At 64.1% G+C, this 16,208-nt stretch carries 11 protein-coding genes; 8 read left to right on the top strand and 3 right to left on the bottom strand.

Going from position 1 to position 16,208, the window contains the following annotated elements; genetic code table 11:
* The first annotated feature begins 51 nt into the window (after positions 1 to 51).
* Both J5251_RS05715 and J5251_RS05710 read left to right on the top strand, forming a co-directional pair.
* On the top strand, positions 52 to 819 hold the full coding sequence (locus J5251_RS05715; RefSeq protein WP_208575451.1) for a glycerophosphodiester phosphodiesterase: 768 nt from the start codon (positions 52 to 54) through the stop codon (positions 817 to 819).
* Between the two features lie 854 nt (positions 820 to 1,673).
* Entirely contained in the window at positions 1,674 to 3,218 is a 1,545-nt protein-coding gene (locus J5251_RS05710; RefSeq protein WP_208575450.1) for a GAF domain-containing sensor histidine kinase, read from the top strand.
* A gap of 92 nt (positions 3,219 to 3,310) precedes the next feature.
* Here J5251_RS05710 and J5251_RS05705 read toward each other — a convergent pair whose 3' ends face one another.
* Together J5251_RS05705 and J5251_RS05700 are read right to left on the bottom strand one after the other, a co-directional pair.
* Positions 3,311 to 3,934: a TetR/AcrR family transcriptional regulator gene (locus J5251_RS05705; RefSeq protein WP_208575449.1), complete on the bottom strand. Its 624-nt coding sequence runs from the start codon at positions 3,932 to 3,934 to the stop codon at positions 3,311 to 3,313.
* A 35-nt stretch (positions 3,935 to 3,969) separates the two neighbouring features.
* Positions 3,970 to 6,288: an aminotransferase class III-fold pyridoxal phosphate-dependent enzyme gene (locus J5251_RS05700; RefSeq protein ID WP_208575448.1), complete on the bottom strand. Its 2,319-nt coding sequence runs from the start codon at positions 6,286 to 6,288 to the stop codon at positions 3,970 to 3,972.
* Positions 6,289 to 6,500: 212 nt separating this feature from the next.
* Here J5251_RS05700 and J5251_RS05695 point away from each other — a divergent pair, with 212 nt between their 5' ends.
* Both J5251_RS05695 and J5251_RS05690 read left to right on the top strand, forming a co-directional pair.
* Positions 6,501 to 7,277 (top strand): SDR family NAD(P)-dependent oxidoreductase, encoded by a 777-nt coding sequence (locus J5251_RS05695; RefSeq protein WP_208575447.1) that lies wholly within the window; start codon positions 6,501 to 6,503, stop codon positions 7,275 to 7,277.
* A gap of 25 nt (positions 7,278 to 7,302) precedes the next feature.
* Entirely contained in the window at positions 7,303 to 8,772 is a 1,470-nt protein-coding gene (locus J5251_RS05690) for an APC family permease (protein ID WP_208575446.1), read from the top strand.
* A gap of 343 nt (positions 8,773 to 9,115) precedes the next feature.
* Here J5251_RS05690 and J5251_RS20565 read toward each other — a convergent pair whose 3' ends face one another.
* Positions 9,116 to 9,751: a hypothetical protein gene (locus J5251_RS20565; RefSeq protein WP_348272967.1), complete on the bottom strand. Its 636-nt coding sequence runs from the start codon at positions 9,749 to 9,751 to the stop codon at positions 9,116 to 9,118.
* A 480-nt stretch (positions 9,752 to 10,231) separates the two neighbouring features.
* Between J5251_RS20565 and J5251_RS05680 the strand changes: the two genes are divergently transcribed.
* The 4 genes from J5251_RS05680 to J5251_RS05665 all read left to right on the top strand — a co-directional run bounded on the left by J5251_RS05680 (position 10,232) and on the right by J5251_RS05665 (position 15,837).
* The gene (locus J5251_RS05680; protein WP_208575445.1) at positions 10,232 to 11,686 is read left to right on the top strand and encodes a sodium:solute symporter family protein; all 1,455 of its coding nucleotides are present in this window, start codon (positions 10,232 to 10,234) and stop codon (positions 11,684 to 11,686) included.
* Between the two features lie 67 nt (positions 11,687 to 11,753).
* Complete coding sequence (locus J5251_RS05675) at positions 11,754 to 13,433, top strand: amidohydrolase (RefSeq protein ID WP_208575444.1); 1,680 nt, start codon at positions 11,754 to 11,756, stop codon at positions 13,431 to 13,433.
* A complete protein-coding gene (locus J5251_RS05670; protein ID WP_208575443.1) occupies positions 13,430 to 14,425 on the top strand; it encodes a CobW family GTP-binding protein in 996 nt (331 codons plus the stop codon). Before J5251_RS05675 ends, J5251_RS05670 begins: the two co-directional genes overlap by 4 nt.
* A 113-nt stretch (positions 14,426 to 14,538) precedes the next feature.
* Complete coding sequence (locus J5251_RS05665) at positions 14,539 to 15,837, top strand: M20 family metallo-hydrolase (protein ID WP_208575442.1); 1,299 nt, start codon at positions 14,539 to 14,541, stop codon at positions 15,835 to 15,837.
* Positions 15,838 to 16,208 lie beyond the last annotated feature (371 nt).

Genomic DNA, 16,208 nt, shown 5'->3' with positions numbered 1-16,208 from the left:
TCGTCAGGATCGGTGTGCCGGCTCCGGTTCACTGGACTATAGGCTTATGCGGTGAAACGAACTTCCATCCTCGTGCTCGTGCTTGCGGTGCTTCTTTCCTCCTGTACACCAGCGCCGGAGCCCGTTCTGGTAGCGCATCGGGGCGGCGCTGTCGCTTATCCGGAGTCCTCGATGGAGGCATTCGCGGCGGCGGCGGAATCCGGGTACCCCCTCGAGTTCGATCTCCGGGCGCTGAAAGACGGAACACTCGTCCCGTTACACGACCGGACGGTTGACCGCACTATGACAGGGGTATCAGGGACGCCAGCGACAATCACCGCGAAGGCCTGGGAGAAAGCGTCCATCCGCTCTGCCGTGAACGGAAAACCCGGTACGCCCACAACATGGGACAAGATTCTGCAAACCTATGGTCAGGACAACATTCTCGTGCCGGAGCTCAAAGACCCCAGCGTTGATGTCGAGAGATTCGCCGGCACTGTTCACGAACACGGCCTCAAGGACAACGTGATTGTCCAGACGTTCGACTACAGCACCGCCAGGAAGTTAGCCGCCACCGGACTCAATACGCTGTACCTGACGACAGAATCGACCGAGATAAACCCGAAAGCCGTGGTCGCAGACGGCATCGAATACATCGGGCCAAGCAAAGACACCCCTTCGGACGAAATTAGCGCAATGAAGGACGCGGGCCTGAGCGTATGGGCATGGACTGTCAATGACCCCAGCGTCGCTCATGCGCTTTTCGAGACAGGAATCGACGGGGTTTTCACGGATGACCCCTGGGCAATGTCCGATTATTTGGAATCCGTAGGCCAGTAGCACCCCTGCTCTCGGGGCTGACAATATACAGATAACAGCATTTCCGACGACGGCCAATGCTTTGTCCGCTTTTTCACCGATAGTTCGCTTCTTGACCAAGCCACAACAACGGACGAGACGATGGATGTGTCGCTGGAGTCAAGTAATCGGCTTCAGCGCTTCATTCTGCTGCCAGTTCCAACCCCTCACACCGATAACAGTGCATAAAACTACGCGATAATGATTTCAGTGACTCGTTCTCCAGATCGCTCACACTCATCGAGGTCGCTGGACTGAATGTCGCAGGCCCCAGGCCAGGGGGCATCACACCGGCTCTACTCCAGTACCAGGGCACTGATGAGGCCGCCGCCCCACGAAATCCCGGCCATCGTGGTCAGTCACTTCTTCGGACAGGCGTTGTCGCAGTAATTCCTTTTTCAATACCCAGGAGACAGCAGTAGCCGTCCTGTGCTGCTGTGGCCGACGAAGCAATGGATTGTCCCGCCCCAGCATCTGCCATCGACAGCTCTAACCGCTTCATCGGCATGGATGCGACCGTAGCGGACTTTTGGCGGTTCGCAATTAGCGACCTATCGCTGAGACAGGGACCCCAAGCCTGAATGTGAGCTGAATAAGTCCGCCGGGAATAGAGCGCCGCTTCGAAGCAATCAAATAGACCTTTGGGCAACGTCTAAGGCCGTGCTGCTAGCCCTGGATCTGGTTGGTCAGGCGCTTCTATCCGCTTCTAACCAGTTGAGTTGTCCGAGGTATGGGTTCTTGAAGCGGGTACCTGGCCCGTTACGACGGCCGGGCGTGAATAACGGCAAGGTGGAACGCAGTCAGCTGGCTGTGGCGGAGGAGTTTAGGGTGGGTAGATGAATGTTGAGGATCCCGCACGCAGGAAGAGCCGTTTGGAGGATCTGCAGGCCGCTACCGCCTTGGGTGCACAGGACCGTACGCTGACCGTCGCCCTGGAACGGATGGTCGAATTTTGTAGCAAGACGGTCGGCGCCGATTTCGGTGCACTGGAGATTGCCGACGAAAGCGCCGACGCATCAGGGCGGTTCATCGCTGTCGACGCGGCTAACGGCAGTCCTGCCCGCCTGCCGGGAGCCAGCGCCGCTAATGCGGATGCGGACCGGATCGCTGGGGGCCGGTTGAGCCTGAACGTACCCATCCGCGCCCAAGACATCATTTACGCTCACCTGCGCCTCAGCCGGCACGAGGGCAGCCCTGGCTTCACCCCAAGAGACGAAGCACTGGTGGCTTCCTTCGCCGAGCTAGCCGGTCTCGCCATCGACAACGCCTGGCGGCGCCGCCACTGGTTGCGAATCTCCTTGAACCTCACCCGGGACCTTCCGGCCGCCCCCGAAGGCGAAGCCGGGCTGATCGTCCAACACGCGTTGGCGGCCTCCGGTGCCGACTTGGTGCTGCTGGCCTCGCCGGCCTCCGATGACAGCGGACCGCGCTGCCGAGCGGTGGCAGGACCCCATGCCGCCTCCGGTGACTGGCCGAACCTTGCGATCAATCCCGGCCCGTTGCAGCAGGCTCTGGAGATGGACACGCCACTGCTCTGCGCGGCCGCGGACCTGTTGAACAGTGGAGGCGAGGGTCTGGCGGCGGCCGTCATCGCTCCGGTGAACCGCCACAGCCCCAACCCGGGCCTGCTCATCCTGTGCCGCAGCGCGGAGGCAGACCAGTTCCCGCCGGTCGACGTCGACATGACAGGAGTTTTCTGCGAACACGTTTCGTTGGCTCTGGAACTCGCCCAGGGCCAGCGGTCCCGGGAACAACTGATGCTTTTCACCGACCGGGACCGCATCGCGCGCGACCTTAACGATCTGGTGATTCAGCGGCTATTCGCCGCCGGACTGGAAATGCAAAGCCTGCGCCGCTTCACGCCGGACGAAACCGTGCAGCGGCGGATAACAGACCTGACAGCCGCGGTGGACGACATCATCAGGCAGGTCAGGGACTCCATCTATGCCCTCAGCCCCGATCCCGACGTTCAAGAGAGCCTCAGCGCCCGGATCGTCCGCGTAGTCCACGAAGCCACCAGCACTTCCGGCTGTGTACCCCACCTGCAATTCGAGGGCCTGGTCGATAGCGCCCTGCTCGGACCGGCCGGACGGCATTTGCTCGCAGTCCTGACCGAGGGCCTGAACAACGCGGTCCACCATTCACGGGCACAAACCATTAGTATCTGTGTCTCGGCAACAGACGACCTGATCAGTCTAACCATCGACGACGACGGCCGAGGAGTTACCGTGCCCGGAAACAGCGGCAGGCTTGGCACCCTCGAACAGCAGGCCCGCGCGCTCGACGCGACACTGACCGTCAGCAGCAACCCGGGACAGGGCACCCATCTGCGATGGGAAGCTCCTGCGGCAGCAAACAACCGGCGAACCCGGCCTCGATAACGGTGCTTCCGTCGCGCTGAACGGGAAGACAAATGTGTACCTGCCGCCGTCAGGCAGGAGTTGGTAAAAGGGCTGCTGGAAATCCTGGTCGTTCAGATGCGGATTGCTTCCAGCAGTTGCCGGAACGCGGCAAGGCGGCGTGGAGCGGTCGAGGGATCGCGGGAGGTATCGATTCCTGCTTCGCGAATCGCGCCGACGAGGAGGGCCGCGATCGCTTCTACATCGAGTTGTGGTGACACTTCGCCGGACTCCTGGGCCTGTAGCAGTCCGGCAATCAGGGCGTCGAGGGTGCGCTGGGATCCGGTGCCGCGGCGTTGCATGCCGACGAGTTGGGGGCCCGAGACGTTGTAAAAGAGGCCGAGCTCGCGTTGAGCGGAGAGTCCGAGCATGGCCCGCGGGTACGCGCAGAGCCGGTCGATCCAGTCGCTGTGCCGGGCGGCGTCGCGTTCGGCTGCCTCGATCAGGTCCCGTCCGACCGCTTGGTACGCCTCGGCGATGAGATCGGCACGGCCGCCGGGAAAGTGCGCATACAGGGTAGCCCGTGAAGCCCCTGCCCGTTTGGTGATGCGCTCGATGGTCGCGGCGCCGAGTCCCCCGGCGCTGATGACGGTAATGACAGCGCGGACCAGGTCCTGGCGGGTGCGCAGCTGCTGGCGTTTCCGCAGCGAGACCGAAGGTCCCGCATGTTCATCATCGAGCCCGGGCTCATCAGACATGTTTTGGCTCTGCGCCGCTGACGGGTAGGTGGTGTTCATGCCCGTCCCGCCAGGCTGTGGGTCTCGGCGACGAGCGCTGAATCGAGGGCGTCGATGACCCGGTCGAGTTCCACCTTTTCGATGACGAGGGGCGGGCGGATCTTCAGGACGTTTTCGTGAGGCCCAATGCGGCTGATCAGGATGTGTTCGCGCAAGAGCGCCTCGACGATGCGTTTGGCCAGTGCGCCGTCGGGCTGACCGTGTTCGTCGACGAGGGCCAGGCCGAAGAACAGGCCGCGGCCCTTCGCGGCGGCTGCGTGCCGGTGGCCTGCCACGAGCGCATCCAGGCGTTCTGCCACGTGGCGTCCGAGATCGCCGGTGCGGGAGATGAGGTCCCGGTCCCTGATCTCGTTCAGGACAGTGTGTCCGGCTGCTGCTGCGGCAGGGGTGCCGGCGAAGGTGTTGAAGTACAGGTTGGCGCTGCTGAAGTCCTCGAGGATCGCGTTGCTGGTGACGACACCTCCAAGGGGGTATCCGTTGCCCAGCGGTTTGCCGAGGGTGACCAGGTCCGGGTTGATTCCGGTGGCCTGGTGGCCCCACCAGACGTCGCCGAGGCGTCCGAGGCCGACCTGGACCTCGTCGGAGATGACGAGGCCGCCGGCGGCGTGGACACGTTCGACGAGCCCGGCAAGATAGCCTTCAGGGAGCCGCGGCAGGCCTTCGGTGGTGAAGGCCGGTTCGATGAGCAGGGCTGCTATGCCGTGCCCGGCCTGCTCGAGCGAGGCGATCGCCGCGTCGATCTCGGCGAACGCTGTCTCCAGCCGCCGATCGGGATCTGTGGACCGGGGATCGTCGAGGTCGGGAATGCTGATGGCGCGGACGTGCTCGCCGAACGGTTCGGAGACCGGCAGTCCGGTCGTCAGCGCGGCCAGCGTGATCGTGTTGCCGTGGTAGCTGTGGTCGGTGACCATGATGCCGCTGCGGTTAGTCCGGTGTCGCGCGATGCGCAGCGCCAGTTCGTTCGCTTCGGATCCGCTGTTGGTGAAGTAGACGCGGTCCAGCGGAGCGTCGAAGGTCGCGAGCAATTGTTCGGCGTACTCGACGACCGGCTCGCTCAGGTAGCGGGTGTGGACGTTATAGGTGCGCATTCGCGCCCATACGGCATCCGCAACGCGGGGATTGGCATGCCCGACCTGCGGCACGTTGTTGTAGGCATCGAGGTAGCGGTGGCCGTCGGCGTCGGTCAGCCAGACGCCTTCACCGGCGACGAAGTGCCGCGGCCGGTCGTAGAAGAGCGGGGAGTAGGGGCCGATGGTCTCCGCGCGCCTCGCGAGCAGGAGCCGGTCACGGTCGGGCAAGGGATCCCCTTCAGGCGTCGTGGGATTGCTGGTGAATTCGCGGCATAGTTCCAGGACGACCGGCAGGACTTCGGCACGCAGGAACGCGCTGGTCTCGTCCTCGGGGCGTTCGGCGGCCCATCCCAGGTAGGTGAGGCCGCGGGCGAGGATGAGGGCATCGAGAGCCGTCCGGGCCTGCTCCGGGATGACCAGATGCCGTTCATAGCCCGCGAGCAGGGCGTTCCGGTACTCCTGCGCGCGCGGATGGCGGTGGTACCAGAACAGCACGGTGGCGAGGTCGAACAGCCACCACCCCTCACCGAAGTCGTCAAAATCAATGAGGGTGAGTTCCCCTCGGGCGAGGAGGATGTTCTCCGGGGTGAAATCCGAATGAATGACACCGTAGACGTCGGGGCCAGTACCAAGGTTCTTCAGGGTCCGTCGGATCCCGTCCATGGCCTCCCCGATCACTGCACGGTCATCCTCCATCTCCGCCAGCCTGCGCGGGTCACCCCACAGCGGAGCCTGCCCCACCAGGCCATCAGCATCCCAGGCCGGGCGCGCGTAGCCCGGGACAGCTCCCAGCTCCCGGGACACGAGGTGGAAGCGGGCGCAGAAATCCCCGAGCTTTTCGAACGCCCCGGTTTCCAATTGCTCCGTCCCCGTCCACGCTTCAATGGCGTCCCCCAGCGGTGCCGAATCTTCGACCCACCGCTGGACATCCACCTGGTGATTCCGGCCTTGCCCGTCGGCAACGACCGCGAAGAGTTCACCATTGGCGGCGGGGACGACCTCGGAAACCCGTACGCCGGCTTCGCGCAGGGCAAGCATGTACGCATTCTCCGTGCGCACTTCAGCGTTACTGCGATGCCCATGCCGGTGGACACGCAGCGCATATGAACTCCGGGCATCCGCTACACGGAAGACCACGTTCTCCCGGCGCTTCACGAAATCGACCGACGCATCGGCGCCGATTCCAAAGGACGGCAGGGCCGCCCGGGCGACGGACAGCGCGGCCTCGCGGGACAGGTTCGTCATGGTGATCCTTTCGATAATGCCCCTCACGGGCCGAGCTTTGCTTCTGGAATTAATACTGGCATCGCAGACCGCTTCTCGAAATACCATTCTGATTTCCATACTTCGATTCTGGAAATTAGACATGTATTCCCATGACCTGAATCACACGGGTAAATTCGCTGCACGGCGGTCCAATCGGGCCGGTACGGAGCGAACAGAGCGGAGTAGAAAGCATGACGGCCCAACCCACTGACAACGGACTTCCCCGGCGGGTAGTCGTTACGGGCGGATCCTCGGGGATCGGCCTGGCCGTCGCGCGGCACTTCCTCAACGCCGGTGCCAGCGTCGGTATCATCGGACGAAACCAGCATCGATTGGACGCTGCCGTGACGGAACTGGGCCCGGCAGCGGGAAGCCGGCTTGCCGCAGTCTGCGCCGACGTTAGTGACGAACTCCGGATCCAAGCGGCCATCGACGAACTGGCCGGAAAAGTGGGCGGAATCGACGCCCTGGTCACGGCTGCCGGCGCGGAAGGGGAGATCGGGGCGGCCTGCGAGGACGTCACAACCGCTTCCTTCCGCGAAGTGCTTGATATCAATGTCACGGGCACTTTCCTGGCGGTCCGGCATGCCCTGCCCCACCTCAAGCGCGCCGAGAATGCCAGCATCGTGATCATCGGTTCGGATTCCGGCTTCGTTGCCGTACCGGGAATGCTGGCCTACAACGCGTCCAAGGGGGCGCTGGTCCAGCTCACCCGCGCCCTGGCCGTTGAGCTTTTCGACGCCCACGGCATCCGGGCCAACAGCGTGTGCCCATCCATCGTCGACACGCCGATGGCCCGCCGCGGCCTGGGCGTCGACACCTTCGCCGACGCCGCCTACCCCGTCCAGACAGCAGAAGACATCGCATGGACCGTGGGATACCTGGCCTCCCGCCACTCCCGCGCGGTCAACGGGGTGAACCTGCTCTCCGACTTCGGCTATACCGGCCGATCCTCCTTCCCTGCCTAAACCACCAGAAATGAAAGGCCGGCCCATGACCGTCCCTACCACCAACACCCAGCAAGACGCCCTGTCAACGAACTCCTTGGGCGTCTTCGGCGTCGCCTTCCTCGTTTTGGCCGCCGTGGCCCCCTTGACCGGCATCGTCGTCGTGACCGCAATCGGGATCGCCCTCGGCAACGGCGGCGGTATGGTCGCCTCGTTCATCGCCGTGACGGCAATACTGCTGCTCTTCGGAACCGGGTACGCCCGCATGTCAAGCGAGCTTGTCAACGCGGGCGGATTCTATGCCTTCGTGCTCAAGGGACTCGGCCGGCCGGCGGCGCTTGTCACCGGCCTCATTGCCATGATCGGCTACAACTTCTTCGTTGCCGGCGCTGTAGGCACCATCGGCTTCTTCGCGCAGATCGTCATCGCGCAGCTGACCGGATTCGACCTCCACTGGTACCTCTGGGCGATCATCTCCGTCGTCGCGGCCTTCGCCCTCAGCCGGAAGGGCATCGGCTTCAGCGCCAAAGTGCTCGGTGTCGCCCTTGTGTGCGAAGTGCTCATCCTCCTCGTCTTCGACTTCGCGGTGCTTTTCACCCACGGCTTCGACCTTGGCGTATTCAAGCCCGAAATCGCCTTCACCGGCGCCGTCGGCATCGGCTTCCTCTTCGCTGCCAACGCCTTCGTCGGCGTGGAAGCAACCGGACTGTTCAGCGAAGAAGCCCGCGACCCCAAACGAACCATTCCCCGCGCCACCTTCACGGCCATCGGTTTCATCGGAGTCTTCGCGGCGTTCACCACCTGGGCCATCGTCAGCGCAACCGGTGCCGCCCAGGCCCAAACGACCGCCCTCGACCACTTGGAGGCGGGCGACCTCGTCTTCTCGCTTTCCAGCACCTACCTCGGAACAACACTCACCACCATGATGATGGCGCTTCTGCTGGTCAGCCTCTTCGCCGCGCTCATGGCCCTGCACAACTCGGCGACACGGTACATTTACTCCCTCAGCCGTGCAGGTATCCTGACGCGGAGCCTGAGCCGCACCCGGGCCAACGGGGTTCCGGAGCGCGCGTCGATCGTGCAGTTCATTTTCGCCACCGCCGTGGCCGGGCTCTTCGCCCTGGCCGGACTCGATCCAATCATCTCCCTGGTCCCGAGCATGACCGGCTTCGGCACTTTGGGCATCATCACCCTCCAGCTGCTCGCAGCGCTGGCCATCGTCGTCCACTTCCGCCGCACCCGCGACCCCCGGATGTTCTCCACTTTCGTCGCTCCGGGCATCGGCCTTCTCGGACTCACGGTGATCGTCGTACTGGCCATCATCAACTTCCCGACCCTCGCCGGCTCCGACGCACCCGTCATCGCGGCCCTCCCGCTCCTGTTGCTTGCCGCACTGGCCGGCGGGCTCCTTCACGCGGCGTACCTCCGCAGGAAACGGCCCGACGTCTACGAAGGGCTCAACCACGACCTCGAACGCTTCGACGAAACCGAACACGCGCAGACAACCAGCAGATAGCAGACGCAGCGAAAGGAGTTAGCCGAGGCAATAATGCGCTCAATGAAGCGGTGTTGCAACGCCCGATAACGGCGCATATGACACCAGTAGGCGCTTCGTGGGATTGCGGAGAGGTGGACCTTCTGGAAGTGGCAGCGGACGCCCCGTTAGTGCGCGGCGGTGACAAGGTGCTGGCTCCGGTTCCAGGGAACGTCGGTGGTGAAGGCTCATACGGCGCCGACGGCAGTCACTTCTCCCTTCATCCCTTCGACCGCGAGGGCGGACAACTCGACGGCACATCGCGAGGGAAATGACCGCGACAGCACGTTGATAGATTTGGTTGAAGACTTCACGGGCCGCTATATCAGTCAGATAGATGGTCTGATGCACCAGCCAGACCAGTGATGATCATTGACGTTGCCAGTCTCGATGCTGCCATCCTCGCGGCGGGGAATGACGGTGGCGTACACCAGGCCGCCGGCAACCACAGCACGCGAGGCGAGGGCGTCTGTAGCAGCGGGGCCCGCCGGCGCTTGGTGGGCTCGCGGACCGGGCCGTCGGCAGTGGGCGCGGCGGTCATAGTGGTGGTGCCGGCGCGGGTGGTGGTTGTGGTGGTGCCGGAGGCTGCGCTGCTCCCGACGGTGCCGGCCGCCGTCGTCGTTGTTTGATGTGAAGTGTTGAGGAGGTTGCCGCCTTCGGCGAGTTCATCGTAGGCGTCCATACCGGTGCGGTTGACCTCGGTGAAGACCTCCATCGCCTCACGCCATTTACCGGGCGTGCAGTGTCGGGCGAAGCCGACCAGGAAACGCAGCAGCTGCGGGTTGGCGGACAGCGGGATGTAGAGCGGGGAGGACGGATCGAGCATGGCCTTGAGGCCGTAGCGCAGGACCGCCGGTTCGCTCAGGGGCAGGGTCAACGCGGGGGTCAGCCAGCCGGCGTTGCCCCAGGAAGATCCGGCGGCGACGCCGCGATGCGCAGACGAGGAGGCCTGACCTGTCAACCGCTCCGATGGCGTCCTCCAATCGGTGGCAGTTGGTGAGCGTCGGGTTTATTTCACGGCGCAATCCATCCGGGCTGAGAGGGCACCGGCCCACTACGAAGTCGGGTTTCCCTAAGCATCGTGGCGCACATCCTGCCCCGATCGATGAGCTAGCGGTCCCTGAAAACGGCGGTTCAAAGGTGCTGGTCCCCAATAAACCCAGGCAATCTGGATCTTTCCCCCGCCCAGAAACACCGCGAAGGTGATTTACAACACATGGTGGATGGCTTGGTGGTGAGCCGCGGCACCTACACAGGGACTCCGTAACCCTCATCAAGAGACTCCGCATCAACTGTGCGAATTTAGTAAGGTCGAGCTCCGATTGGAACGGCGGTACTGCCCGTGAACTGGTATCTGGTATGGATTGTTGGATTTCTGCTCCTTTTGTTTGCCGTTAGCTTGAGGTCGTCGAAGACCGTCAAGACGGCAGACGACTATGCGATGGCTGACTTCAAGCTCGGTTTCTTCCCGATTTGCGGCTCCATCATCGCCACGGTGACAGGCTCTGCTGCGCTTATCGGCGGGGCCGGCAAGGGCTTCGAGATGGGGATCTCGTACTTCGTGACGGTCATCAGCTTCGTGCTGTTCACGATCGTTGGGATGCTGGTCCTGGGGCCGGTGATCCGGAAGCTGCGCCTTTACACCGTCCCGGAGCTGTTTGCCCGCAGATTCGGTAAAATCTCCGCCCTGATCCCGGCGCTGATCATCGGTTTCCTCTATATGACCCCCACCTTCGGGATGCAGTTGGTGGGCATGAGCTCGATTCTCTCCTCCATCACCGACCTGCCGTTCTTCTGGGGCATTGTCCTCGGCTTCGCCGTGACCCTCGTCTTCACCCTCATCGGCGGGATGCCCTCCGTGGCGTGGACGGACGCCATCCAGACCATAGTCATCCTGGCCGGCGTGGTGCTCACGCTAGTCATCGGCATCGCCTACGTAGGCGGTCCCGGGGTCGTCGCCGCAGCGACCCCGCAGCACCTGGTCAGCTTCGGCAGCATCGGCTTCATGGAGCTGATGAATTGGTTCCTGATCTTCGGCCCCTTCTACCTCGTCTGGCAGACAACGTGGCAGCGCCTCACTGCCGCGAAGTCCACCAAGGTGGGTGTCTCCGCCGTCGTCGTCGGCTTTATCATCTCGGGAGTGATCGGCCTCCTAGCAATCTTCATCGGCATCACTGCGGTCCAGGCGTTCCCGGCAGGCACCGCGCCGGACGCCATCTACACGTCATTCATCGCGGAGATCTTCCCGGGCTCCATTGGCGGTCTGCTCATGGTCTCGCTGCTGGCGGCGCTGCTCACCGGCGCCACCTCGTTCCTGCTCAGCGGCGCCATCAACATCTCGAAGGACATCTACGAGGGGTGGATCAACCCTAAGGCCGGCGACGCCCAGATCCTCAAGGTCTCCCGCCTGTCCGTCGGCTTCATGGCCGTCTTCGGCCTGGTGATCGCATTGTTGGTCAAGGACATCATCGCCATCTACCAGATAGCCCTCGCGTTCACGGCATCTGCGCTGGTCGCACCCGTGCTGGCCGCCATGTTCTGGGAGCGCGCCACCAAGGCCGGCGTCATCGTCAGCACCATCGGTGCCCTGGTCGCCTCCTTGGCGTGGCGCCTCGCCGGCACGCCGTTCGGCATCCATGAGATCGCCCCGGGGCTCGTGGCCTCCGCCGTGTTGCTCGTCGTGGTCAGCCTCGCTACGCGCCACTCCGACGACGAAACCGTCATCGCGTACTTCCACGCCTTCCGGCGTGGCCGCCTTACGAGCGACAAGACCCCGGCGGAAGGCCAAGTCGCATCAGCCGCCGAAGCCCTCCTAGCAGAGGCCGACTCTGCTCCGGATGCCGCGGCCCCGCGCGATTCCGCATCAACAACGATCAATTCCAAGCCCCGGGGATGAGACGGCCACACTAGCTTCACAGTTCACGGACCGCTCTTGAAAGAGGAAACCAACCGATAGGACTATCTTGGAACACACCACTGTCTACCCTGCCCGCATCGTCCGGACCATGGACCCGGCCCGCCCTGCGGCGGAAGCCGTCGCCGTGCGCGGCGAGCGGATCCGCGCCGTCGGCTCCGTTGCCGAACTCATGGCCTACCCGGGCGCGGTGATGGACGAGCGCTACGCTGACGCCGTCCTGCTGCCCGGATTCGTTGAGGCCCACAGTCACGCGGGCTCGGGCAACGTTTGGGCCAACACCTACGTGGGCCTCGTGGACCGGATCGACCCGGACGGCCGTCGCTGGCCCGGCTGCCGCACCATCGACGAGGTTCTGGACCGGCTGCGCGCGGCCGAGGCCGAGCTGCAAGACCCGGACGAGGTGCTGATGGCGTGGGGCCTTGACCCGATCTACTTCCCGGGCCAGCCACTGGCCGCAGCGGAGCTGGACCGGGTCTCCACCACGCGACCTATCCACGTCTCACACACCAACGGGCACGTGTGCGCCGTAAATTCGGCGGTGCTTCGCCGGTTCGGGATCGACGCGTCCACGCGCGTCGCCGGCGTGGTCAAGGACGGCACCGGCGAGCCCACTGGGGAGCTGCAGGAGTTCGCGGCGATGGGGCTCGTCGGCGAGCTCGTCGAAGGCTCGGGTCTGCTGAACATCGGTCCCGAGGCCCTGCGCCGGTTCGCGCAGGAAGGCGTGAACACGGGCACCACGACGCTGACGGATCTGGGCTCGAGCCTGCTGATGGACGACGACGGCGTCGCCCTCTACCGCTCGGTCGTCGACGACGACTTTCCTGCCCGCCTGAATGTGTTCCACTTCGGCGCAGGCATTGGCCCAGTCGCGCTGTCCCTGCCGGAGGCCGCGGATCGGCTCGTGCGGCTGCGCGAGCTATCCACGGACAAGCTGCGCTTCGGCAACGTTAAGCTCATGCTGGACGGCTCCATCCAGGGCTTCACCGCGCGCCTGCTGGAGCCGGGTTACCACGGCGGACAGCCGAACGGGATCTGGAACGTCAGCCCGGAGGAGTTCCTCGAGGCGTTCGAGACGTTCCACCGGGCCGGGCTGCTGGCGCACGTGCACTGCAACGGCGACCAGGCCACCCAGCTGTTCCTGGAAACGCTCGAGGCCATCCTGACTGCGTACCCTCGTCCCGACCACCGCCACACCTGCACGCACTCGCAGATGAGCACTGCGGCGCAGTACCGGCGCATGGCGGCGTTGGGCGTGTGCGCCAACATTTTCGCTAACCACATCTGGGCCTGGGGTGACCAGCACATCGATATCACGGTGGGCCCGGACCGGGCCCACCGCATGAACGCGGCCGCCACGGCGCTGCGCCTCGGGGTGCCGATCTCCCTGCATTCGGACACTCCGGTCACGCCCCTCGGCCCGCTGCACTCCGTGAAGCACGCAGTAACGCGGCTGACGGTCTCCGGGCGGGTCATGGGCGAGCATGAGCGGATCGGCGTGCAGGAGGCGCTGGAGGCCGTGACGATCGGCGGAGCGTACATGCTGAAGATGGATCACGAGGTCGGCTCGCTCGAGGCGGGGAAGCTCGCGGACCTGGCCGTCCTGGCCGAGGACCCGCTCGCCGTCGAGCCCGAACGCATCGGCGACATCCATGTCCTTGGCACCGTAGTCGGCGGCCGACACCACGCTACGAAGGTTGCGGCCCTCTCGGGGGTGCTCGCTCTGTGACCGCCCGGCTGGGAATCATCGGCGGCTACCTTGGCTCGGGAAAGTCCACTCTGGTGAACCGGCTGCTGGCGGGCGTGCTGCCGGGGCGCACTGCCGTCGTTGTCAACGATTTCGGAAGCGTCAACATCGACGCGGACCTCATCGCCTCGGCGTCCGGGGACACGATAGAGCTGACGAACGGGTGCATCTGCTGCCAGATCAGCGACGATGCGTCCCGCACGATGACCGCTCTGGCCGCCCGCGGAGACCTTGACCATGTGCTCTGCGAAGTCAGCGGCGTCGGTGACCCCGGCCAGCTCGCAATGTGGCGGGACTTCCCGGGCTTCTCCCCCGGCCCGGTGCTGGTGTGCGCAGACGCGACCGCCATCCGGCGGCTCCTGCGCGACGAGTACGTCGGCGACACAGTGGCACGGCAACTCACCGCGGCGGAGGTGGTGCTGGTGACGAAGACCGATTTGGCCCTGACCGCCGAAACCGAGGACGCCGCGGAGGCGTGCCATGCAGCGGCGCCGCAGGCGCGTCTGATCCTGCAGAATTTCACTGATCCGGGGGCGACTGCAGCTGAAGCCCTCGCCGCACCGGCACGGGAGGCGGTCGACGACGAGGCCAGCGCTGATTGGGTGACGCACCGCCACGACGGGACGGATCACGCGGAGACTCACGCGACCACCACACTCGAGTGCCCGGAGCCCGTTGACGTGGACGCACTCACCCGCGCGCTAGCCTCACAATCTGCGTGCTTGGTCCGGGCCAAGGGCGTTGTCCAGGACTACGACGGGACCTGGCATGTTATCCAGCTAGCCGGCGGACGAGTAGACGTGCGCACACGGCCCGACGACCGGCTGCCCCCCGAACGACAGGCGCTGGTGCTGATCGCCGCGGGACCGGACGCCAGTCGGGTGGTCAGTGAGGCTGCGGCAGTGCTAGAGCAGGTGCCGGGGTGCGCACCGTATCGCTTGGCGGCCCCCAGCCTCAGCAGTCCGGAAGCCTGAGGAGGAGACGGCCTCACAGGCTTTAGAACTCCGGGACCGCCCTCGAAAGGGCTCCCTGACAACGACTTCTTGCCATAAACCTAACTAGATAAACGACGAAAGGTTTGCACCCCATGAACGCTCACTCCTTCCTGCAAGACTTTCATTACGTAGCGACCATCGGCGCGACCGCCAAGAATGGCGTGGACCGCCAGGCCGCGACGGCCAACGACGCGGCCACCCGAACCTGGTTCGCCCAGTGGATCCAGAACACAGGATACGAGCTGCGCGTGGACGGCATCGGCAACATGTTTGGACTCATCGAATGGATTCCGGGCGCCCCCTATGTCCTCATCGGTTCCCACCTAGACAGCCAGCCCCTGGCTGGACGGTTCGACGGGGCCTACGGCGTAGTCGCGGCGATGCACGCTGCCCAGGAGATCAACCGTCGCATCAAAAGCACGGAACAGGCGCCTAAATTCAACCTCGCCGTCGTCAACTGGTTCAACGAGGAAGGCAGCCGGTTCGCCCCTTCACTCATGGGAAGCTCGGTCTTCGCAGGACTCTTCGACGAGGACGAGACGCTCGCCATTGTCGACCCGGACAACATCAGCGTTCAGCAGGCCCTGTCCGAAATCGGGTTCCTCGGGACGGACCCGCGTCCGATACCCGCGGCGTATGCCGAGATCCACATCGAGCAGGGACGGATCCTCGAGCGCGAAGGCATCGACATCGGGCTGGTCGAACACAGCTGGTACACCCAGAAACTCGATATCGAGGTACTGGGCGAGCAGTCCCACACCGGCGCCACCGCCATGGCCGACCGCCACGACGCACTTATTGCCGCGTCCAAGATTGTCTTGATGGTCCACGACGTAACCAAGGACTACGAGGAGGAGGCCCTGGTCTCCTCCATCGGCCGGCTCTTCGTAGAACCGAACTCACCCATCGTCGTCGCGCGCCGCGTCCATCTCGTCGCTGACCTGCGCTCCGGCGACCCCGTGATTGTCCGATCAGCCAGGGAAAAATTGCTGCGCGACATCGAAGCACTGGCCCGCGAGCACGACATCGAAATCCGGGTCAATGACTTCGACGTCCGCCAGATTCAGCACTACCCCGAGTCCGGGCTGGAGCTGACCGCCAAAACCGCCGCCAATCTCGGTCTCTCCACCCGGCGCCTTGCAACCATGGCCGGCCACGACTCTGTCGCCATGAACTCCATCGTCCCCACGGTCATGCTGTTCATCCCGAGCGTCGACGGCGTCTCCCACTGCGAACGGGAACTGTCCACAGACAATGACATGGTTAAGGGCCTGCATATGCTCACCGAAGTAGCCCAGCAACTTATCTACGGAAAACTGACAGAAGGCAATGAAGAAGATGCTTCGTTTCCCTCTCCTGAACGAGCTGTCGTAGGCCCTTCCTCGTCTTAGGCTCCGGCAAAGTTGCAGTACCTGACCGAAATGCCAACTGGAGATCGTTTCAGGGCAAGAAGGTCGCACGTGTTGCGGCCCAACTGGCCAAGTTTCCAGACAGAACCACCTCGCGCCATCCCGCGGGTGATCGAGCAGCTTATCCAGCTCTGACTGGTTGCCCTCGTACTGCTAACGCCATGATCCGTGAAGATCCACTTGCGGCCCGCGGCCATAAACGCACGCTGATTTCATTATCCTGATCGGCGTAGCGATGAGCTTCACGGTCCTTGGTTTTTTGGCGTGGCAGATGAAGTCTTGAAGTCCATCGCTGCCGGCCTGCTCGGCGCTCTACTAACAGCTGCCGACCCGAGCATGGTTCAATCACTATG

The organism is Arthrobacter crystallopoietes (assembly GCF_017603825.1).
In the GTDB taxonomy this organism is placed as follows: Bacteria; Actinomycetota; Actinomycetes; order Actinomycetales; family Micrococcaceae; genus Crystallibacter; species Crystallibacter crystallopoietes_B.
This window is presented reverse-complemented; position numbering and strand designations above follow the sequence as displayed.

Bases quoted from the DNA above. Each gene is read 5' to 3' on its own strand.
- J5251_RS05710 (WP_208575450.1), top strand. From the start codon at position 1,674: ATGAATGTTGAGGATCCCGCACGCAGGAAGAGCCGTTTGGAGGATCTG.
- J5251_RS05705 (WP_208575449.1), bottom strand. From the start codon at position 3,934: ATGTCTGATGAGCCCGGGCTCGATGATGAACATGCGGGACCTTCGGTC.
- J5251_RS05700 (WP_208575448.1), bottom strand. From the start codon at position 6,288: ATGACGAACCTGTCCCGCGAGGCCGCGCTGTCCGTCGCCCGGGCGGCC.
- J5251_RS05695 (WP_208575447.1), top strand. From the start codon at position 6,501: ATGACGGCCCAACCCACTGACAACGGACTTCCCCGGCGGGTAGTCGTT.
- J5251_RS05690 (WP_208575446.1), top strand. From the start codon at position 7,303: ATGACCGTCCCTACCACCAACACCCAGCAAGACGCCCTGTCAACGAAC.
- J5251_RS05680 (WP_208575445.1), top strand. From the start codon at position 10,232: ATGGCTGACTTCAAGCTCGGTTTCTTCCCGATTTGCGGCTCCATCATC.
- J5251_RS05665 (WP_208575442.1), top strand. From the start codon at position 14,539: ATGAACGCTCACTCCTTCCTGCAAGACTTTCATTACGTAGCGACCATC.